Here is a 21872-nt window from a genome sequence, read left to right on the forward strand (position 1 = left end):
TATATATTTTTAATATAAAATTTATCAAATTATCTTAATATTGTCAATAGGTTTTCTAAAAATCTGCTCCACTTTCATCTAAGTCATCTAAAATATCGTCAATGTTTTCTTTGGTTGGATTGCCCTTCATCATGTTTCTAAAATCCCCGACTTTTTCTTCTGCAATTTCGTTTAAGTCCAATACTTTTCCATCATTTTGCACGATTTCAATCTTGGTCTTTGTCACCAATGCAGCAGAAATGCCAAGTAATGAAGCTAGCGGTGCCAAAACAACCCCTATAGCGCCAGCAGTTATAGGAATATTTAGCATCACTTCGTCGTCTTTTTTTAAAATAACTCTTGTAACATTTCCTTTTTCGATCACTCGTTTTAATTTTTCGATGATTTCATTGCCAGTCATACCCATGTTTTTGGTCCACTTACTATTATTTTCTCCTTCTAAAGCAATCAGAGCTTCTACTACATTTCCTCCTGCATTTTCCAAAGCTTCCTTCGCCTTTTTATAGGATACACCGGTTCTTTCTCTTATAATGTCAATGTTCTCAAGATTAATATCCATAAATTTTCTCTCCTTTCTTACTATAATTTTTCAGCAACCTCAAGACTTTTAAAATCATATTTATTAATATGTACTAAAATATACTGTTTTAACAGTTTTTTTAATGCCTCATTTAAAGTGTCACTTATCTTTAGCTTACGTACCTCATGAATCTCCTTAGACTGTAAATACCTTGCTAAGCGAAGGGTTGTTTCAGAAATCTTCATAGCGTAGGGATCCACAGAAGAACAATGATTACACAAAAGTCCCCCCTCCTGTGGGCTAAACTTCCAATAATCTGCGGTTATTTTGTTACAGTGAACGCAGCGATGTAACTCCGGCTTTAAACCACAATAGTTAAGAAAGTTTATCTCAAAGCTTCTAACAACAGTATTCACCTCAATCTCTGGCTTTGTCAATAGATACAATGTCTTTCCTAACAAATTAAATAATCTATTATTTGTTTGACCCTCATTGGTGACAACTTCCACCAATTCTACTAAATAGGCTGCATAGGAAAGTCTTTTTACATCCTCCCTTAGCTTATAAAAGATTTCCTTAGGTTCACATTGACTAACCGTATATAGACTTTTACCTCTATATAATAAAAATTCACTATAGCAAAAAGGTTGCACGCCAGCCATCAAAGCACTTTTAGGTTTTTGTGCTCCCTTTGCTATAGCATTGATTTTCCCTAGTTTTCTAGAAAAAATCACCAACATATTATCAGATTCCCCATATTTTCTATTTTTTAAAACAAAACCTTCAGTTTTTACAAGCATTCTATTAATCTCCCAAGTATTCCAATCCTTAGTATAATGTATTTGTTTGTACTGACTGCAATAACTGTATCTCCGATACGTTAACATCCTCTTCCTTAGATTTTATATAATCCTTATACTCTTTGCAATATAAGTATGCTTCAATATTACCAGTTTTTTTAAATATGTTCCACATTTTTTTATTTAACATGAAAAAGTCCCCTTTCATCATTTTTTAGGAAGTTAAATGAAAAACTTCCTTAATTATATTTTTAGATTTAAGGGAACTTATATGCATTGAAAATTTTGTAATTGTTTTTTATTCGTATCCTAATGTCCGCAAAGTATTTTGGCTATTTCTCCAGTCTTCCTTTACCTTTACCCACAACTCTAGATATACCTTTGACCCTAAAAGCTTTTCCATATCTTCTCTAGCACTCTTACCAATACCCTTTAGTTTTCTCCCCTGTTTACCTATAATAATCCCCTTGTGGGACTTTTTCTCACAGTAAATCGTAGCATGAATATCTACGATGTTTTTACCTTCTCTTTTTTTCATCATAGATGTTTCCACTGCCACCCCGTGTGGAACTTCTTCATGGGTATAGTGCAGTATTTTTTCTCTAATAATTTCTGCTACAATAAGGCGTTCAGGTTGATCTGTAATCATATCTCCTGGAAAATATTGTGGACCAGTAGGAAGAAAATCTACGACTTTGTCAATCAACACCTGTAAATTTGCTCCTTCCAGTGCAGAAATCCCAACGATATCAGAAAACATCTCTTTTTCTTTATAAAGGGCATAAAGGGCATTGAACTTGTCCTGATCCATCTTATCAATTTTATTTATTACCAAGATAACAGGCGTATTGATATCTTTTAAAACCTCCATGATAAACGCATCCCCAGGCCCTATGGTGGGACTATCATCTACTACAAATAAAATAGCATCCACTTCTCCTAAAGTCTCCTTCGCCGCCCTTACCATGTATTCACCTAGTTTATGTTTTGGTTTATGTATGCCAGGTGTATCAATAAATACAATTTGAAAATCATTTTCTGTATAAACACTCTGTATCTTATTTCTAGTGGTTTGTGGCTTATCTGACATAATGGCTATTTTTTCACCGATTACTTGATTCATTAAAGTAGATTTTCCTACGTTTGGTCTACCAATAATTGTTACAAAACCTGATTTAAATTTCATTACAACACTCCTTTTTGATGTATACAAATACGCTTACAAATTTTAATATACTGAAAGTTCTATTTTTTTCCTTTAGCTATGCCTTTTAGCTAAGGGAAAAAACCTAGACTGTGTATATTAAAATTTAAGGGCGCACGTCTATATAGATAAGTCTTCTGGCGAAAAAGAATTTGGTAATAAATCTGCTATCGTAAATACTTTGTAGTCCTCTTCTGTCTTCCCGATAATGATCTTTATATCTTTTCCATATTCTACAATAACTTGCCTGCATATCCCACAAGGGAAGGTATATTCATCGGTAGCTCCTACTACAGCAATGGCTTCTATCTCTCGATCACCCTCGGATACGGCTTTAAAGATGGCCGTTCTTTCAGCACAGTTTGTACCCCCATAAGAAGCACATTCAATATTGCAACCTCTGTAGACTTTTCCTGACTTTGTTAGAACCGCTGCTCCTACTGGAAAGTGAGAGTACGGGACATAAGCTTTTTTTTGGGCCTCTCTTGCCTCTTTAATGAGCTCTTTATATTCCATGATCTATCCTCCTATGTATTACTCTAACACAACTTCTTTATTATTTGGAAAAATACAAACCCAAGTTTTTCCTTTGTTCATTTTTAATGGATTTCCACTAGCATCCTTAAACTGTGTAGCAGTATTGTAAGCCCCTTTGCTCCAAGTAATAGGTGTAGCCATACCATTAGAGATATAGAGCCCTTTGCCACTGCCGATGAGCTGTATATCTCTTCTTCCTTCAGCATCTCCTGGAATCACCTTTATATTCGTAAATTGAATAATGATATTTTTGCTTTCTAACTGTTGATTGTTATTCTCATCAATATGAGGTTTGCCAAACTGATACCGCTTATATTGCTGTGTAGCAGCATCGTATTGGAAGGTTGAAATATATTCATTTGAAAAAGGAACCGTCACCAATTCCGCCTTTTCCCCTTGAGGTGTCCATTCCTCCTCTGAAAAGTTGAATTTTGGCTGTAAATCTTCCCTTCTTTCTTCTCTGTAACCTACACTTTTCCACGCTTTCATAATCCCTTCTGCACTGGTATATAAACTATGCTCATACATGCCTCTTTGCTTTGATCTTACAGGATCCCGCCATGCCATGATGGTTTCTAATCCAGATAAACTATTCAAATTAGCAGGCTTTAAGTTTTTTATATCTTCAAAAGCTTGTGGGCTTCCACCATGATGCACAAAAATAGCATCATGATCAAAGGCAAGGTTTAAATAGTAATGTCTTGTACTCCTCACAGGACCTATTTTCTTCGTATCAAAATCTTGAAAAACTGCTACTAATCTAGTAATATTTCCTTCTGCTAAAGTTTCATACATAATATCCGCTTCAGAAATACCGCTTTGTGGCAATGCAACTTTTATATTATTAACCATTACTGCCACAGGCCTTCTTTGTGCAGCCTCCTCATCAATCCATATCCCCGTTAGTGGGTTGATGGCCAAACCCTCATAAGAAACCTCCTCCACCTTTTCTACTTCTATTTCTACAGTAGGCTGATCCTCCAAATCTTCTCCAACATCTGTTTTCTTGCCGCAACCTGTGATGGTTACTATAAAACTCATGATAAGTACAGCTATGATGATTTTTCTACCGTCCATTAATAATCTCCCCTTTGTATATGTATTTACCCCGCTATTTGAAAAAAAATAATGGTTATAAGGATACCCAAGATCCCTCCTACCAAAACTTCAAAAAAACTATGAATCCTCCCTTCTATACGGCTTTGACACACCAACAATGCCATTAAAATAGAAAGAGTTGCTATAAACATATTCTCCGAAATAAAAGTCATTGCGGTAGCCAATGAAAAAGCCACTGCTGCATGACCACTAGGCATTCCCCCTTGTAAGGCTGTTCCTCTACCAAAATGCGCCTTTAAAGCAATGGTTGTGAAGATAACAATAATGAAAACAATAAAGGTCAAGTGTATAGGGGACTGCCTCACTCTCGTTAATAAGATATGGGTATAGGGATTAATTCTATGAAAAAAAATCAAGTAGGCTACCATGATAGAATTAATTGCCGCTATTAACACCGCCCCAGCAGCTACATTTTTTGCTATTTTAGCAAATAAATGATACTTATCAGTAATAAGATCAATGGCCGCTTCAATAGAAGTATTGATCATCTCAGCAATGATAACGATAGATATCGTAAGAAATAAAATTAAAATTTCCGTTCTTGCTAAATCAAAAAATAAACTCAATGTTAAAACAACCGTAGCAGTAAAAAAATGGATTTTCATATTTCTTTGGGTTTTGAGGGCATAAATAATGCCCTCAAAAGCATAATTAAAACTCTCAATAAGCTTTCTTACCTTCATTACTACACAACCCCATCTACTCACGTTTTATTCCTAACTGCTGTAATACAGCTTCTTCTTTTGTCCTCATCTCTTTTGCCTCTTCTTCGTCCATGTGATCATAACCCATAAGATGAAACATGCTATGGACTGTTAAAAAAGCCATTTCTCGCTCAAAGGAATGTCCGTATTCTTCAGCCTGCTCTATGGCCTTCTCCACAGATATAACAATATCCCCTAGTATTTTTTCTTCAAGGACAGGTCCCTGATCATCTACCATAGGAAAAGACAAAACATCGGTAGGACAGTCTTTTCCTCTATAAGCTTTGTTCAAACCATGAATTTCTTCATTATCCACAAAGGATAAACTAACCTCGTAGTCCTCCTCCCATCCTTCATAATCTAAAGATGCTTTTACAAGCTTTTCTAATATTTTTATTAACTCATCTTCTATTTTCCTTATATTTTGTCGATTATCAATTTCCAGCTCCATAAGTTTTTCTTCCCTTCAATTCTTTTATATCTGTATCAGGATATTCAATCCGTTCATGAAAAATACCCAATATCACCTTCACAAAAGTCTTTTTAATAATATCTAGTTCCTTTAAGGTTAAGTTGCTTTCTTCTAATTGTCCATCCTCTAATTTATCCTGTATAATTTTATGGATAAGATTTTCTATTTTGTCCTTTGATGGACTGGACATACTCCTTACAGCAGCTTCAACAGAATCTGCCAACATCACAATAGCAATTTCCTTTGTCTGAGGCTTAGGACCACCATATCTAAAGCTTTGTTCATCAATACTTTCACCGTTTTCTCCAGTTTTGGCTTTGTGATAAAAGTAGGCTACCAATGTATCTCCATGATGCTGTTCTATAAAATCCCTTACCTCTACCGGCAACTTATGCTTTTTTGCAAGGTCAATGCCATCCTTCACATGTCCTGTAATAATTAAGCTGCTCAAAGATGGTGTTAATTTGTCATGGGGATTTTCAGAGGTCAGCTGATTTTCTTTAAAGAAATAAGGCCTTTTTATTTTACCAATATCATGATAAAAGGCACCTACCCTTGCTAATAGGGGATTTCCCCCTACTGCATCCGCCGCTGATTCACTTAAGTTACCCACGATAATACTATGATGATAAGTTCCTGGCGCCTCTATTAAAAGTTTTTTCAATAATGGTTGATTAGGATTAAAAAGTTCCACCAGCTTTAGGGGAGTGATTACTTTAAAGAGAGACTCCCATAGTGGTAAAGTGCCTACTGTTAGTATAGAACAAAACAATCCATTTAGGACTCCATAAAATCCATAGGTCAGCACCTTTGTAACGTCATTGCTACTAATAAAACCAATGCCTATAATCGTAAGGATATTGACAAAACTCACGATAATTCCTGATAGGAATATATTTCCCCTCTGCTGTGTATTAATAACACTAAAAACCCCTGCTGTCCCCCCCAGAATAGCCATAATCATAAAGAGGATATCATGACCAGTTATAATACTTACTAAAGTAGCTAAGCATATATTTACCAGAAGGGCCAGTCTCGCCTCAAGAAGAATCGCCACCAGCATAGCCGCCGCTGCCACTGGTATCAAGTAAATCGAAATACCCGCAACGCCTGTTGTAATCAAAAGACTTCCTAAAATAATGATTAAAATCATGAAAAGTTTATCCGTTTTTTCAAGAATTTCTTTATTGAATACATACATATAGGCAATCATTAAAACTTCTAGTACCAATACAATAAAGGCTATCCCTAGATATAGCATGATATCTACGCGACTATCATCTGTTAAGATAGACAACTCTCTTAATAGTTCTAAGCGGTCATAGGTAACAATATCTCCTTCTTTTAAGATAATATCACCTTTTTTTATCATAATTCTTTCAACGCCTTCTACGGCTTCCCGACGAAGTCTTTCAGTAGCATCTATATCAAAAAACATATTGGGGCGAATCGTAGCATGAACCACCGTAATTGCTAATTCCTTTAATGCTTCATTAAAATCCTGTAAACCTAGTATATACTCCTTTATATTGCCTTTTTCAACCTGTAGATTTTCTACCTTGATGCCTATGTTCATATTTTGTGCAATAATTTCGTAAATATAGGTTTCAAGGTAGTTGAGCTTATCTAAGGAAGCCGTCAAAGCGGTTTGAAGGTTTTCCTTGCTTAAATTCAAATGATTTTCTTCTTCTAAAGTTCTTTTCTTCTCCTCTTGATCTAAATCCTCATTGTCCCTCACCTCATAAACTAATTGAAAGAAGTTTTCAATGTCCTTTTTTACCTCAATATGGACCCCTGTATCAAAGTAATAAATCAACTCTACTGACTCTGATGCCTCTTCCTTCAGTTTTTGGGTTGTCCACCGATCTTCTATGTCTTTAGGTGAGTAAATATCTGCTGGTGCCTTTTGGCTCAAGGACAGATCAAACTTTTCTGGTTTTAAACTGAAAACTAGAAATGAAAAAACGCTGAAGAAAAAAATGGTAGCAAGAAGTATATATTGTAACTTTTTTGTTTTCAAACATCTTCCAAAAAAGTTTTTTGATAGCTTGTCTATCCAATCATAAAAAATTTTCATGCTTTTTCCTCCTATATAAGCTACCTATACCCTTCCTATGACTCTGCCTTCATTTGATCAGCTTTATCATAGGCTTGAATGATTTTCTGTACTAGGGGATGCCGAACAACGTCTTTATCTGTTAGATAACAAAAACCCACTTCTTTTATATCCTTCAATATTGTGATAGCATGTTTTAATCCAGAAAACTTACCTCTTGGAAGATCAATTTGTGTAATATCACCAGTTACTACTGCTTTTGAGCCAAAGCCTAGTCGTGTTAAAAACATCTTCATTTGTTCTTTGGTAGTATTTTGTGCTTCATCTAATATAATAAAAGAATTATCTAAAGTCCTTCCCCTCATATACGCTAAAGGAGCTACTTCTATCAAACCTCTCTCCATATACTTTTGAAACTTTTCTCCCCCTAATATATCAAACAAGCTATCATATAAGGGTCTAAGATAAGGATCTACTTTGTCCTTTAAATCGCCGGGTAAAAAACCTAAGCTTTCTCCTGCTTCAACCGCTGGTCTTGTTAGAATAATTTTATTGACTTCTTCATTTCTAAAAGCTTTTACTGCCATAGCCACTGCCAAGTAGGTTTTTCCAGTTCCAGCTGGTCCCACGCCAAAGCTTAGGTCTTTGTGCTGAATTTCTTCTAAATATTGTTTTTGCCCTAAGGTTTTAGGCTTTATAGGTTTCCCTTTTGCAGTGATTAAAAGTGCATCTCCTATAAGATCCTTGATTTTATCTTGATTTCCTTCTAGTACCATATTGATGATATAAGTTATATTCTGTGTTGTTAGACTCTCACCTTTTTTTACAACATTCTTTAACTCTGCAATTAACTTTTCTGTCAGCTGAAGGTTTTTCTCTTCTCCAATGAGCACAAGCTCCCCTTCTCTTGATATAATATCTGTGTGCATGTGCTTTTTTATTAATTTTATATTTTCATCAAAATTCCCAAAAAGCTCCTTAATAAAGTGCATATCCTGTATAATCATTCTCCTTTGTTGTTGGTTTTCCAAAGACTAATCCTCCTCAATGTGTAGTTTCTTTTGTTCTCCAATTTCCTCCAAAACTTCAATAATTAAATTGCCATATAATGTGTTGTTTTCAACAGTAAATTCTGTATTACTGCTGAGTATCTTAAGATCCTTGGGAATTTGTTCCACCAGCTCTTCTACTAGGGTTTCATGCAAAGTATTTTTTGCTGCTTCTACGTCCACTTTTTCTGTCACCTCTATTGCTTCATAAATTTCTTCTGTTATAATTTCGACAGGTATACCTTTATCCCTCCACTGAATAGGTTTTTTTGAAGTTTTTTCAATGATGTATACTTTGTAGGGATGATCTCCTTTGCTTAGGGCAAGTTCCAACTCCCCTAGTTTTATAATTCTTCTTGTGTATTTTTCTCCTGTCTTTTCCTTGTTGATTTTCATCAATGGAACAGATTTTTCTACCTCATAATAGGTTCTAGCGTAAACTTCACCATAGGCATGCAAGTAGATAGGCGCTTCCATAACTTCCCTTTCTATAAGCCCTGTAATCAACAGATCCCCTGATGATACAATATCCCCCTTTTCAACCACTGCATCTCCGTTTCTAGCAATTACCTGTTCAATCACCCCACTTTTTCTAGCTATTACATCACAAGGGATATTTTTATCAATTTTAGGAGGTGGTGGTGTTTTTTCTACCACTTCTATTTTGGCATGTATACCATTGATTTCTATTCCTATCCAAGCTAATTCATGGATATTTATCAGTGCATTGTTTTCTATTTCTCTTAAATCAATAGCATATCTATTGACCCCTGGTTTAAAACCTATCTCTTCTAAAACCGTTAATATTTCTGCCTTTGATACATTTTCGTTGCCGGTCACATCTATAATCAGTACGAAGCTAGATACCACCAATAATAGAATCAAAGAAAAAAATGCCCCCAATATAAGCATTTTTCTTTTCTTTACTTTACTAAACCAAAAAGGATAGCCATTTTTCTCGGATATATATACCTTACATCCTGCCCTTCGGGCCAGTTTTCGTAGTGTTTTAAAAGCTTTAATTCCTATTTTAGCCTCTAGGGTTGTATAGTTGATTCTTTGAATATCCCATAGGTAGATTTCTCTAGCTATACACATATTGATAAATCTTTCCAAAGCTAAACCTTCTATTTTTATAATAACATAGCCTCTTAAATAATTCCATAGTTTCAGTATTAACAACTATATCACCCCTTAATCCGTGAATTCCACCTGCTGAATTTCCCCTACTATGATAATTTCCTCTAGAATAATATTTTTTAAAAGTAGGTTTTTGCCAATAATCCTCAATACGCCACTTTTGGTATTAATTCTTACTCGGTTACTACTATACTCTATAATTCCTTTATGATTTTCTATATAAATCTGGAGATTGCCTACCATCGTAATTTTAGGTATATCCAAAATAATATCTTTAGGCAACTCTAAAATTTCTGCTAAACTTTTTTTTATTTCTTCATTTTTTTTCATTCGGCACACCTCCTTTATATATTCAATTTTTATGCTTTATTACTTTTATGTAGACCATAAAAAAGATAGAAGATGTACTTGACATCTTCTATCTTTTTAGCGCCTTAGGCTTTCCTAATATCTCTGACATAATAATCCCCTGCAGGAGGGCTTTCTCATCAAAGGAAATCCCCTGATTTACAGGTTTTTCTTGAATTTCATTTTCATATATGGTTTTTTCCTGCAAGGATTCTCTGGTTTCTCTCATAGGTTGCCTTTGTTCTAATACTTGCTTTGTTTTTAAATCCTTGTCTTGCATATCCTCCTCATAATAATTTTCATATTCATAAGGGGTTTCATAGACAGGCTCTTCTTCTGCCATTTCAGTTGAAGCAGTATTTTCTTTAAATACTGTTTCAAAGTCTCCCTTTAATTCTTTAAAAAGTTCCCCTAATCTTCCCTTATGGTTTATCGTTGGAGTTTCAGACTCTCCATTGGTTTCACGAGGGACTGGAGGCTTGTTGTTTTTTTTATTCTTGCCGAAAAGGGAGCTTATAATAGCAAAAATGATAAATATGATAATACTTTCCACAGCTGCATCACTTCCTTTTTCTATCGACTGTGGTATCAGTCTTATTCCTGCAGAGAATATACTACTTCTTCACATCTTTTTTGGCTGTATCATCTGTTGATTTATTGACTTTAGAGATCGCTTCCCTCATATTGGTATCTGCTAAAACATTTTTCATATTATAATAATCCATTACACCTAATTTACCTTCTTTTAAAGCAGTAGCCATAGCTTTAGGGACTTCTGCCTCTGCCTCTACAACCTTTGCTCTCATTTCTTCAACCGCTGCCTTCATTTCTTGCTCCTTCGCCACCGCCATGGCTCTCCTTTCTTCTGCCTTCGCTTGAGCAATACGCTTGTCAGCCTCTGCTTGGTCGGTTTGAAGCTGTGCACCTATATTTCTTCCGATATCTATGTCAGCAATATCAATAGATAGAATTTCATAAGCTGTTCCTGCATCTAAGCCCTTATGCAAAACTGTTCTAGAGATCAAATCTGGATTTTCTAATACATCCTTGTGGGTACCGGCTGAGCCTACAGTAGTTACAATTCCTTCTCCTACCCTAGCAATAATCGTTTCTTCTCCAGCACCACCAACAAGCCTTTCAATATTGGCCCTTACAGTAACCCTAGCTTTGGCCATTACCTCTATACCATCCTTTGCAACAGCAGCAATTTTAGGGGTCTCGATTACTTTAGGGTTAACACTTACCTGCACCGCTTGCAACACATCTCTACCAGCTAAGTCAATAGCTGCCGCTCTTTCAAACTCTAGATTAATATCTGCTCTTTGTGCCGCTATTAAAGCATCTGCTACCTTATTTACATCTCCTCCTGCTAAATAGTGGGCTTCTAGTTTATCAATATTTAAGTCTAAACCCGCCTTATTGGCCTTAATGAGAGGATTGACAATTCGTACAGGCTGTACTCTTCTAAAACGCATTCCTACCAATGTAAAGATGCCTATTTTTACTCCTGAAAAATAAGCTGTAATCCATAATCCTACTGGAATAAAACTTAGCAAAACCGACAGCAATATAAAAGCAATTGCTAATAAAATAAGTAATGGAACAAATGCTGGCATATAAAATCCCTCCTAATTAATTTTTTTAACAATAATTCTTCGACCTTCTACTTTCACTACCTTTACTTTGCTTCCTGCTTCAATAAAAGCTCCTTCTGAAACGACATCCAGCAGTTCTCCCTGAATATCTATTGTGCCTGCTGGTCTTAACAAAGTAACTACAGTTCCCTCCATACCTTCATATTGACTATACCTATTGGTAGCACTATATCCCTCTTCTTTTTTCATCTGGGTACCAAGAATAATCCTATCAAAGTGCTTACTTCTAGGTGCATACTTTAGCATCAAAATGAAAGCTATAATAGTTAAGATAAAGGATATCAGCAGAGAGACTACAGCACTGAAGGGTGTAGCAGAGGCCATGACAATACTTATAATAATACAAATAATGCCACCTATTCCTGGAATGCCAAAACCAGGAGCAAAAGCTTCAATTAACAACAGTAAAATTCCTACTAAAAACACCATAAGCACTGCCCATCCGGCATTACCAGCCAAAATAGCTCCCCCAAAGTAAAGTGCAAAGGATAAGAAGCTGACTGTCCCGCCTACCCCAAATCCAGCAGTAAACACCTCTAGCAATAGACCTATGAAACCTACTGTTAGTAAAACAGGCGCTACATAAGCACTGGTAATGGTCTGGGCTAATCTCACTCTACTTGGTACTGGCATCTCAATAACATTCCCGTCGTGAATTTCCACAGCCGCTAGAATATCATTATAGCTTTCTCTTACATGATCAGCAAATCCTATTTGCTTTGCCTGTTGGGTCGTTAGATTTAATAATCTGTTTTTCTCAACAATATCAGGTATTTCAATACTACTATCTGCCATGGAAGCCACTAGCTCAGGGTCTCTCCCTTTTTCTTCTGCTACTGTCCTTAACAAGCTGGTCCAAAAGGATAAGGATTTTTCTGTATTGGGAACAGGTTCAGCTGAACCTATGGTGCTACCAGGAGCCATGATAATAGTATCTGCAGAAATCGTCAACAGTACTCCCGCTGACTCCGCCTTTGTATTTACAAAGGAAATCGTCGGCAAACCAGCTGTCATTATGGCTTTACTTATTTTCTCTGCAGAATCAATTCTACCTCCATAAGTATCTATTTCAAATATAATTGCCGCTACATCAGGATCTCCCTTTACAATATTGATATTGTCCCTTACATACTCATATACCGCCGGCCCAATTTCTCCTCTTATTGGAATAACATAAACATTTTTCACTGTTATGTTTCCAATGGAGGAAAAGGGTAGAATTGAAAATACAAAAACAAAGATAAAAAAAGCAAGCCATCTTTTTTTCATTTTATCACCTCACCTCTTTCTTTAAGATTATTATAACATTAATTAGTTCACTATTATAATAATTATGAAAAGATTATTCTATAGATTTTATCCTTTTATATCTATATTAATATATTTATACGCTTCTTCTATTCATTTTAAACGAAGTAATTCCCCTAGAAAAACTGCCTGTAGTTTGTACAGACAGTTACTGAATTGTTATTGTTGCTGTAATAGGGTAGTGATCAGAAGCTCTGCTCTTTATTACATCATATTTAAGCGGTCTTAGTTGGGGATCGATAAAAATATAATCGATTCTACCAGATAAAACTGGAAGATCGAAGGTAGGCTCTTTCTGCTTACCAGTGGCGTAGCCAACATCCACAAGTCTTTTACTGAGGAATTGTACTTCCTTACTGTTGTGTCTTGCATTGAGATCTCCCACTAAAATAATATCATTAGAAAGCGTATCTAGATACTTAACAATCCCATTGATTTGTTTTTGACGTTCCTGTTGGTTTAATCCCAAATGCGTCACTAAAAAATTCAGCTTTGTACCCTCAACATCAATGACAGCATTCAATAATCCCCTTTGTTCCCTCCCGCTAGGCAAGTGAAGATTTTCATAGGATTCTATTGGATACTTACTAAGAATGCCATTACCATATTTACCTCCTAGCAGATTGGCATTATGACCATAAACATATTCCATCGATAATTTTTCCGCCAGGTACTTAATTTGATCTTCAAACCTTGATCGAACCACACCATTATCTAATTCTTGCAGACCAATTACTTCAGCACCACTGTTTCTAATAACTTCAGCAATTTCATCTAAGGAATATTTGCCAAACAAGTTTCTTCCATGATGGATATTATAAGACATAATTTTCAAAGTATTTACCTTACCTCCATTGGATGGATCTTCTAGCATCATCACCTGAAGTGATCCTTCTTCTGCATCTTCTTTTTTTATCTCTTCTATTTCTATAGGTATCTTTATATTTCCACTTGAAACAAAAATCAATTCATCTATAGCCTGTAAATTTTCGGTTTTATTCGTAATATAAAATATATTTTTCTTTAATTGGGGAGTTACTTTCGATAGGTAATCTTCTAAAACAAAGAAGTGGGTAAGATTTTTTTCATTATTAAATGCCTCTACGGTTAGTTTATTAGTATTCTTATGGGTGATGATTTCTATATGAGAAATGGTTCCTTCATGCAGATATTTTATTCCTCTTATTTTGCCATCAACAGAGGGGTTTATTTTTAAAGTGAATCCAAATAAAAAAAAGATCATGACCATAAAAACGATGGGTATTTTTTTCTTTGTTGTCATGTAGATGTCCCCTTTTGAAAATATTTAGATAATTTATTATAGCACAGGGACGAAATGTTTTATGTAAATGTTTTATAAGGAGTTACTTGTAAATATTCCCGTTTTTGTCTTTTGTTTGCAATAAAATTTACAATAAATGAACCCGGAATAAATCCGGGTTATCTTTTTATTGTAATTGCTGTTTAACAATTTGATTAACCGTCTTGCCATCAGCCCTACCTTTTACCTTAGGCAGAACAGCAGCCATTACTTTTCCCATTTCCTTCATAGAGTTTACACCCATTTCAGAAATAGTTTCCTCCACAATACTGGTTACTTCTTCCTCTGAAAGTTGTTGAGGTAAATATTGTAGTAGCACAGCTATCTCCCCTTGGGTTTGTTCCACAAGGTCTTGTCTACCACCTTTTTCAAACTCTTCAGCAGCATCTTTTCTTTGTTTCAATTGTCTTGAAATAATTTCAATGATATCCTGCTCTTCAAGCTCTACTCTTTTATCTACTTCAATCTGCTTTATTTCAGATCTTATTAAAGTAATAACATTTTTGCGAAGTTGATCTTTTGTTTTCATGGCTTCTTTAAGATCATTCGTTAATCTTTCTTTGAGGGACATCCTTTTCACCTCTACTTGAATAAGATACTTAGAACTTTTTAGTGTTTTTTCTGCGTGCAGCTTCAGCTTTTTTCTTACGCTTTACACTTGGCTTTTCATAATGCTCTCTTTTTCTTACTTCAGATAATACCCCAGACTTAGCGCATTGTTTTTTGAATCTACGAAGCGCATTATCTAGCGATTCATTTTCTCTAATTTTCACTTCTGACATTTTACTTCTCCCTCCCTCCGCGAGCACCCGCTGTGCTTGATGTATAGCAGCATAAATGCTATATTTGCAAGTGGGATTAATACAATACTTTGTTATTATACATTAAAAATAAAGGTGATGCAATATAAATTTTAGCCTGGTGGCCATAACATTTGTCTTCCACCTAATAGATGAAAGTGAAGATGATCCACCGTCTGACCTCCCTGTTTTCCACAGTTATTTACAATCCTAAATCCTTCTTCTTTAATACCTAATTCTACTGACAAGTCTTGTATCACCTTAAATATTTGAGGAAGAATCTCTTGTCGATCTTCTTCTGTGACATGCGCCATAGACTGGATATGTTTTTTAGGAATCACCAACAAGTGATTAGGGGCTGCCGGCTGAATATCTTTAAAAGCCACAACTTTATCATCTTCATATAAAATTGTAGCTGGTATTTCTCCCTTTACAATTTTGCAAAAGATGCACTCTGACATAATACACCTCCTTACACATTACCTTCATAATTTATTATTCAACAGAAAAGAGAAAATTCCTTTAATTTTTAAAAATTTTATAGGATTTCTCCTACAATAAATTCTCCCTTAAAGGTTTCTAAAGAGACCTTCTCCAGCTTTCCTTCTAAAGGATAATCTCCTTTTACTAATACTTTTAAATAGTTATCAGTAAAACCTTCCATATATCCTTCCATTTCCTTAGAAGCTGTTTCAAACAATACAGTTTTCACCTTACCAATAAACTGTTGATAATAATTGGTCTGCAACTGATTTCCTAGAGCAATTAATTTTTCACTTCTTAGATGCTTTGTTTTCCCCTCCACCTGTTCTTTAAAATCTGCTGCAGGTGTACCTTTTCTAGGAGAATATTTAAAAACATGAATACTACTAAAAGCCATTTCTTTTACAAAATCATAGGTTTCCTGAAAATCCTCTTCAGTCTCCCCAGGAAAACCTACAATGATATCTGTTGTTAAAGCCACCAGTGGATAAACCTGACGAATTTTCTTTACAATTTCTCTATATTCTCCAGTTGTATATTTTCTATTCATTCTCTTTAAAATTTTGTCGCAACCACTTTGCAAAGACAAATGAAAGTGCTCACAAACCTTCGATAAACTAGAAAGTTGTTGCAAAAAATCATCTGTAAAAAGCGTAGGCTCTAAAGAACTTAACCTGATTCTTTCTAATCCATCAATAGCATTGACTTCCTTTAGTAAATCTGTCAAAGCATTTTTTTCTTTAAAATCTTTTCCATAGGATGCCACATGTATACCTGTTAACACCACTTCTTTAAATCCATTTGCTGTTAAATCTTTAATTTCCTGAATCACTTCTAGTTTTTTCCTGCTTCTAATAGGCCCTCTAGCGTAGGGAATAATACAGTAGGCACAATACTGATTGCACCCCTCCTGTATTTTCAAAAAGGCCCTTGTTTTTTCTTTTATATCCCTGATGGACATTTCTTCAAATTCTTTCACCTTCATAATGTCATCAACCATGTTAATTTTCTCACCAGGCTCACAGCTTTCTACTAAATCAACAATTTTGCTTCTGTCATTGGTACCAATAACAATATTTACCCCTTCTACCTCTAGAACTTCTTCTGGGGCAGTTTGAGCATAACAACCTACAACCCCAATAATAGCATCAGGGTTGCTTCTTTTTACTCTACGGATAAACTGTCTTGACTTTTTATCTCCAATATTGGTTACAGTACATGTATTAATCACATAAACATCTGCTGCTTGGGTATCGGCTACAATCTCATAACCCGCCTTTTCAAATAACTCGCTCATGGCCTGGGTTTCATATTGATTGACTTTACAACCTAAAGTATGAAAAGCTACCTTTTTCACAAATTAACCTCCTAAATCTCCTAACACATACATTAGTATACTTAATACTGTAAAACCAGCGGTTTCCGTCCTAAGAATTCTAGGCCCTAAAGTAATGGAATGAATCGTTTTATCCTTCGCTAAATCTATTTCCTCTTCTTCAAAACCACCCTCTGGTCCAATCCATATTCCGATTTTCTTTATATTTTCTGTAACCAAAGAAGTCAACAATCCTTTGATACCTTGCGATGCTTCTTTTTCATAAGCAATGATATTCAGATCATTTTCTTGAGCCTTTTGTAACGCTTCCTTTAATGAAAGAGGAAAGTGGATGGAAGGAATTACACCACGTTTACTTTGTTTAGCTGCTTCCATGGCGATTTTTTGCCATCTTTCTACTTTTTTTTCTTTATCTTTATCGTCTTTAAATTGTACAACCGTTCTACTGGTAATAATCGGAACGATGGACTTAATTCCCATTTCTGTTGTTTTTTGAATGATTAATTCCATTTTTGTAGCTTTAGGTATAGATTGATAAAGGATGACTTCAATAGGCGCTTCAGTCTTTAAAGGCATCTGCTCTTCAATAGAAAGTAGGACTTCTTGCTTTGATATACGTTTTATCTTTCCTATATACCCATACTTTTCCCCATCACAGACCTCCACCAAGTCTCCTTCCGAGAGTCTTAGCACTTTTGAAATATGCTTTACATCTTCTCCAGCAATCGTAATCTCATTTGTAGGCAAATGAACATCAGCAGCATTTACAAAAAACCTATTCATGCTTTCCACCCTTTACTTTGGAAACAATAGCTGCCCACTCTCCCATGGTCTCTACCTTTAAAACATCTAACCCAACAGATATTAGGTTCTCCTTTACAGCATCAACCTTATCTAAGATAATTCCTGACGCAATAAATGTACCATCCTCCGTTAAAAAGCTTTTTATATCTTTACTTAAAATCATAATAATTTCTGCAATAATATTGGCAACAACAACATCTGCTTTTTCAGTTACAACCTCCATAAGATTTCCTCTTCGAATACTTACTATGTTCTCAACAGCATTTAACTTTACATTATTTGCTGTTGCGTCTACCGCCACCTCATCGATATCTACAGCTATGACTTTTTCAGCCCCTAGCTTTGCTGCAGTAATCGCTAAGATCCCGCTGCCACAACCGATATCAAAAACAGTTGTATTTTCCTTCACATAGTTTTCCAGCTCCATTACGCACATCATAGTGGTTTCATGGGTGCCTGTTCCAAAAGCCATCCCAGGATCCATTTCTATCACTAATTCCCCTTGTTTTTGCTCATAAATCTCCCACGTTGGCTTAATCACAATATTTTTTCCGAGTTTTGTAGTCTTATAATACTTTTTCCAAGAATGGCTCCAATCTTCTTCATGTACCTCTAGGGTAGTTACTTCTCCTATGCCAATGTCTAAACCATACTCTGGTAAAAGTGCCACCAACTGCCTAATTTCTTCTATTTTATCTATTAACACAGGGCTTTCTGGTAAGTATCCCTTCACAATTGCACCTTCATAAAGATTTTGGAAAATAGATTCATCCACATAATCCCATGAGTTTTCGTCCTTCTCTAGGAAGTTCAAATCATTAGGATCTTCAATCACAACGCCGGCTACCCCGGCATCATAGAGGATATTAGAAACTGCTTCCACTGCCTCTGTCGTGGTTTTTATCGAAACCTCAACCCATTCCATCCTATCACATCCTTAAATAATATCCCATTATATTAATGGTATTATACCCAGTATTTCTCAAAATACTTTTCTTCATGAAGAAATTTTTTCTTTGCTGTACTTATGTAACCACCATTTCCTATGTGTTATAATAAAATCACTCTAAACAGAGTGATTTTATTATAGTATTTTATTACTGCACGCCAAATACATCCTTTACTTTATCAAAAAATGACTTTCTATTTTGATGTATTTCCTCTCCGCTTTCCGCCGCAAATTGCTTCAACATCTCTTTTTGTTTTTCTGTTAAATTTTTAGGGGTTTCTACAACAACCTTGACATATTGATCCCCTTTTCCATAACCCTTAGGATTTTGAATACCCTTGCCTCTTAAACGGAAAATGGTTCCGCTTTGCGTGCCTTCAGGAATCTTATATTTTACCTTACCTTCTAAAGTTGGTACTTCTAAATCTTCCCCTAAGGCTGCCTGTACAAAGGTGATAGGTATCTCACATAAAACATTATAGCCGTCTCTTTCGAAAATTTTATGAGGCAATACCCTTAAGATCACATACAAATCTCCATAGGGTCCCCCCTTTAGTCCAGGTTCTCCTTCACCACGCAGGGGTATGATAGATCCATTGTCTACACCAGCAGGAATTTTAACTTTAATCTTTTTGCGTTTTCTTTCCTTCCCCTTCCCTTTACAGGTTGGACAAGGGCTTTCAATAATCTGTCCATCGCCTCCACATTGGTCACATGCCTTTACATTAACGATTTGTCCTAAAGGCGTTCTTTGGACATAGCGTACTTCTCCTGTTCCTTTACAATGGGCACAGGTTTTTTTAGAAGTTCCTGGTTTAGCGCCACTACCATTACAAGTTTGACAGTTTTCATATTTATGAAACTCCACTGTCTTTTCTGTACCAAAAGCGGCTTCTTCAAAGCTAATACTTTGCTCATACTTTATATCAGCACCCTTTTGAGGACCACTTCGTCGTCTTGAGGAAAAACCTCCTCCAAACATGTCAAAGATATCTCCAAAAATATCCTCAAAACCACCGAAGCCAGCATGACCATCAAAACCGCCACCAGCACCATTCATACCCGCATGACCAAATTGATCATACCGCTGTTTTTTCTCTGGAGAACTTAATACCTCATAGGCCTCATTGAGCTCCTTGAATTTTTCTTCTGCAACTTGATCTCCAGGATTTCTATCAGGATGATATTTCATCGCTAGTTTTCTATAGGATTTTTTTATCTCTTCAGGGCTGGCATTTTTATCTACACCCAGCACTTCATAATAGTCTCTTTTACTCACCTTACCACCGCCCTTTCACTATATTTATTATAGGATGACAGGCTTTTAACCATAAATCATATTATATTGCAGTTTATTGATTTAATCAACCAATTTTATTTTATAAAGTTATCAAGTATGAGGACACCTCAAGGTGTCCTCATACTATCTATTTGTTTTCATCATCCTTAACTTCTTCGTATTCTGCATCTACTACATTTTCATCCTTTTGTTCACCAGCTTCAGCTCCTTGCTGGGCCTCTTGTGCTTGTTGATACATTTGCTGAGAAATGGCATGGAAGGCATTGTTTAAATCTTCGATGGCCTTCTTGATTTCTTCAGTGTTATCAGCTTCTAATGCTTTTTTAAGTTTTTCTACTTCTGCTTTTACTTTATCTTCATCTTCTTTATTGATTTTTCCTTCCATTTCCTTTAAGGTCTTCTCTGTTTGATAAATCAATGTATCTGCTTGATTACGTACTTCTACTTTTTCTTTACGCTTCTTATCTTCCTCTGCAAATTGTTCAGCTTCCTTTACCTTTGCTTCAATATCTACATCTGAAAGATTGGTAGAAGCAGTAATCGTAATTTTTTGTTCTTTACCAGTGCCTAAATCCTTAGCAGAAACATTTACGATACCATTAGCATCTATATCAAAGGTTACTTCGATTTGAGGAACACCTCTTGGGGCTGGTGGAATACCAGATAATTCAAACCTTCCCATGGTGATATTATCAGCAGCCATTTGTCTCTCACCCTGTAATACATGGATATCTACCGCTGGCTGATTATCAGCTGCAGTGGAGAAGGTTTGGCTTTTCTTTGTAGGGATGGTTGTGTTTCTTTCAATAAGCTTTGTAAATACACCACCTAAAGTTTCAATACCTAAGGATAGTGGTGTTACGTCTAATAATAAAACATCTTTTACTTCACCAGTTAATACGCCAGCTTGAATCGCAGCACCAATGGCTACACATTCATCAGGATTAATACCTTTATGAGGATCTTTGCCAGTGATTTTCTTCACTGCTTCTTGCACTGCTGGAATTCTAGTAGAGCCTCCAACTAAAATTATTTTATCTAATTCCTGTGGTGAAAGTCCTGCATCGTCTAAAGCTTTTCTCATAGGTTCTAATGTTTTTTCTACTAAGTGGGCAGATATTTCTTCAAATTTTGATCTTGTTAAGTCCATATTTAAATGCTTTGGTCCACTATTCGTAGCTGTAATAAAAGGTAAGTTTACATTACTGCTCATTGTGCTAGAAAGCTCTTTTTTCGCCTTTTCAGCTGCTTCCTTCAGACGTTGTAAAGACATTTTATCTTGTCTTAAATCGATACCTTCTTGCTTTTTAAATTCTTCTGCAATATAGTCCATAATCACTTGGTCAAAGTCGTCTCCACCTAGATGATTATTTCCATGGGTTGCTAATACCTCAAAAACCCCATCCCCTAGTTCTAGAATGGATACGTCAAAAGTACCTCCACCTAAGTCATATACCAATATCTTTTGCTGTTGATCTGTCTTATCTAATCCATAGGCTAGAGAAGCTGCTGTAGGCTCATTGATAATTCTTTGTACGTTTAAGCCTGCAATTTTTCCAGCATCCTTTGTCGCTTGTCTTTGGCTATCTGTAAAGTATGCTGGTACAGTTATAACAGCATCTGTTACCTTTTGTCCTAAGTAACTTTCAGCATCCGCCTTTAGTTTTTGCAGAATCATGGCAGATATGTCCTGCGGTGTATAGGCCTTTTCATCAATATTTACTTTATGATCAGTCCCCATATGTCTTTTAATGGATAAAATTGTTTTGTCTGGATTGGTAATAGCCTGTCTTTTTGCAGGCTCTCCTACAATTCTTTCGCCATCTTTACCAAAAGCAACAATGGAGGGTGTTGTACGGTTTCCTTCAGAATTTGGTATAACAACTGGTTCTCCTCCTTCTAACACTGCTACGCATGAGTTGGTTGTACCTAAGTCTATACCTATTACTTTACTCATTTTTGTTTCC

24 protein-coding genes are annotated in these 21872 nt (G+C 35.7%); all 24 read right to left on the reverse strand.

The window, feature by feature from the left end; genetic code table 11:
• Positions 1-55: 55 nt before the first annotated feature.
• The 24 genes from BJL90_RS17825 to dnaK all read right to left on the reverse strand — a co-directional run bounded on the left by BJL90_RS17825 (position 56) and on the right by dnaK (position 21862).
• A complete protein-coding gene (locus tag BJL90_RS17825) occupies positions 56-559 on the reverse strand; it encodes a DUF4342 domain-containing protein (RefSeq protein WP_070971220.1) in 504 nt (167 codons plus the stop codon).
• 20 nt (positions 560-579) lie between these two features.
• Positions 580-1320 (reverse strand): DNA repair protein RecO, encoded by a 741-nt coding sequence (gene recO, locus BJL90_RS17830; protein WP_070971223.1) that lies wholly within the window; start codon positions 1318-1320, stop codon positions 580-582.
• Between the two features lie 28 nt (positions 1321-1348).
• Positions 1349-1531: a YqzL family protein gene (locus BJL90_RS21605; RefSeq protein WP_081562085.1), complete on the reverse strand. Its 183-nt coding sequence runs from the start codon at positions 1529-1531 to the stop codon at positions 1349-1351.
• 87 nt (positions 1532-1618) lie between these two features.
• Complete coding sequence (gene era / locus BJL90_RS17835; protein ID WP_070971226.1) at positions 1619-2506, reverse strand: GTPase Era; 888 nt, start codon at positions 2504-2506, stop codon at positions 1619-1621.
• A 138-nt stretch (positions 2507-2644) separates the two neighbouring features.
• Positions 2645-3040, reverse strand: a complete 396-nt coding sequence (locus BJL90_RS17840) for a cytidine deaminase (protein WP_070971229.1) — start codon at positions 3038-3040, stop codon at positions 2645-2647.
• An 18-nt stretch (positions 3041-3058) separates the two neighbouring features.
• Positions 3059-4138: a DUF3048 domain-containing protein gene (locus BJL90_RS17845; protein WP_070971233.1), complete on the reverse strand. Its 1080-nt coding sequence runs from the start codon at positions 4136-4138 to the stop codon at positions 3059-3061.
• Between the two features lie 26 nt (positions 4139-4164).
• The gene (locus tag BJL90_RS17850) at positions 4165-4863 is read right to left on the reverse strand and encodes a diacylglycerol kinase (protein ID WP_070971237.1); all 699 of its coding nucleotides are present in this window, start codon (positions 4861-4863) and stop codon (positions 4165-4167) included.
• Between the two features lie 16 nt (positions 4864-4879).
• Positions 4880-5335 carry an rRNA maturation RNase YbeY gene (gene ybeY / locus BJL90_RS17855; protein ID WP_070971240.1) on the reverse strand — a complete coding sequence of 152 codons (456 nt, stop codon included), beginning with the start codon at positions 5333-5335 and terminating at the stop codon, positions 4880-4882.
• On the reverse strand, positions 5319-7433 hold the full coding sequence (locus BJL90_RS17860; RefSeq protein ID WP_081562086.1) for an HD family phosphohydrolase: 2115 nt from the start codon (positions 7431-7433) through the stop codon (positions 5319-5321). Before BJL90_RS17860 ends, ybeY begins: the two co-directional genes overlap by 17 nt.
• A gap of 35 nt (positions 7434-7468) precedes the next feature.
• Complete coding sequence (locus BJL90_RS17865) at positions 7469-8419, reverse strand: PhoH family protein (protein WP_070973390.1); 951 nt, start codon at positions 8417-8419, stop codon at positions 7469-7471.
• A gap of 27 nt (positions 8420-8446) precedes the next feature.
• The gene (yqfD, locus tag BJL90_RS17870; RefSeq protein WP_070971243.1) at positions 8447-9643 is read right to left on the reverse strand and encodes a sporulation protein YqfD; all 1197 of its coding nucleotides are present in this window, start codon (positions 9641-9643) and stop codon (positions 8447-8449) included.
• A gap of 12 nt (positions 9644-9655) precedes the next feature.
• Positions 9656-9931: a sporulation protein YqfC gene (yqfC, locus tag BJL90_RS17875; RefSeq protein WP_070971244.1), complete on the reverse strand. Its 276-nt coding sequence runs from the start codon at positions 9929-9931 to the stop codon at positions 9656-9658.
• 88 nt (positions 9932-10019) lie between these two features.
• Positions 10020-10502, reverse strand: coding sequence for a hypothetical protein (locus BJL90_RS17880; RefSeq protein ID WP_070971246.1), 483 nt, complete (start codon positions 10500-10502; stop codon positions 10020-10022).
• A 61-nt stretch (positions 10503-10563) separates the two neighbouring features.
• A complete protein-coding gene (gene floA / locus BJL90_RS17885) occupies positions 10564-11565 on the reverse strand; it encodes a flotillin-like protein FloA (RefSeq protein ID WP_070971247.1) in 1002 nt (333 codons plus the stop codon).
• Positions 11566-11577: 12 nt separating this feature from the next.
• Positions 11578-12873 (reverse strand): NfeD family protein, encoded by a 1296-nt coding sequence (locus BJL90_RS17890; RefSeq protein WP_070971248.1) that lies wholly within the window; start codon positions 12871-12873, stop codon positions 11578-11580.
• A gap of 187 nt (positions 12874-13060) precedes the next feature.
• On the reverse strand, positions 13061-14194 hold the full coding sequence (locus BJL90_RS17895) for an endonuclease/exonuclease/phosphatase family protein (protein WP_070971249.1): 1134 nt from the start codon (positions 14192-14194) through the stop codon (positions 13061-13063).
• Positions 14195-14360: 166 nt separating this feature from the next.
• Positions 14361-14804 carry a GatB/YqeY domain-containing protein gene (locus BJL90_RS17900; RefSeq protein ID WP_070971250.1) on the reverse strand — a complete coding sequence of 148 codons (444 nt, stop codon included), beginning with the start codon at positions 14802-14804 and terminating at the stop codon, positions 14361-14363.
• Positions 14805-14832: 28 nt separating this feature from the next.
• Positions 14833-15015 (reverse strand): 30S ribosomal protein S21, encoded by a 183-nt coding sequence (gene rpsU, locus BJL90_RS17905; RefSeq protein ID WP_070971253.1) that lies wholly within the window; start codon positions 15013-15015, stop codon positions 14833-14835.
• 131 nt (positions 15016-15146) lie between these two features.
• A complete protein-coding gene (locus tag BJL90_RS17910; protein WP_070971256.1) occupies positions 15147-15494 on the reverse strand; it encodes a histidine triad nucleotide-binding protein in 348 nt (115 codons plus the stop codon).
• Positions 15495-15571: 77 nt separating this feature from the next.
• A complete protein-coding gene (mtaB, locus tag BJL90_RS17915) occupies positions 15572-16873 on the reverse strand; it encodes a tRNA (N(6)-L-threonylcarbamoyladenosine(37)-C(2))-methylthiotransferase MtaB (protein ID WP_070971259.1) in 1302 nt (433 codons plus the stop codon).
• A 3-nt stretch (positions 16874-16876) separates the two neighbouring features.
• Positions 16877-17635, reverse strand: a complete 759-nt coding sequence (locus BJL90_RS17920) for a 16S rRNA (uracil(1498)-N(3))-methyltransferase (RefSeq protein WP_070971262.1) — start codon at positions 17633-17635, stop codon at positions 16877-16879.
• Positions 17628-18581: a 50S ribosomal protein L11 methyltransferase gene (prmA, locus tag BJL90_RS17925; protein WP_070971265.1), complete on the reverse strand. Its 954-nt coding sequence runs from the start codon at positions 18579-18581 to the stop codon at positions 17628-17630. The genes BJL90_RS17920 and prmA overlap by 8 nt, the downstream gene beginning before the upstream one ends.
• Positions 18582-18753: 172 nt before the next feature.
• Complete coding sequence (gene dnaJ / locus BJL90_RS17930; RefSeq protein WP_070971268.1) at positions 18754-19884, reverse strand: molecular chaperone DnaJ; 1131 nt, start codon at positions 19882-19884, stop codon at positions 18754-18756.
• Between the two features lie 148 nt (positions 19885-20032).
• Positions 20033-21862 carry a molecular chaperone DnaK gene (dnaK, locus tag BJL90_RS17935; protein WP_070971271.1) on the reverse strand — a complete coding sequence of 610 codons (1830 nt, stop codon included), beginning with the start codon at positions 21860-21862 and terminating at the stop codon, positions 20033-20035.
• Positions 21863-21872 lie beyond the last annotated feature (10 nt).

The organism is Clostridium formicaceticum, assembly GCF_001854185.1.
Classification (GTDB): Bacteria; Bacillota; Clostridia; order Peptostreptococcales; family Natronincolaceae; genus Andreesenella; species Andreesenella formicacetica.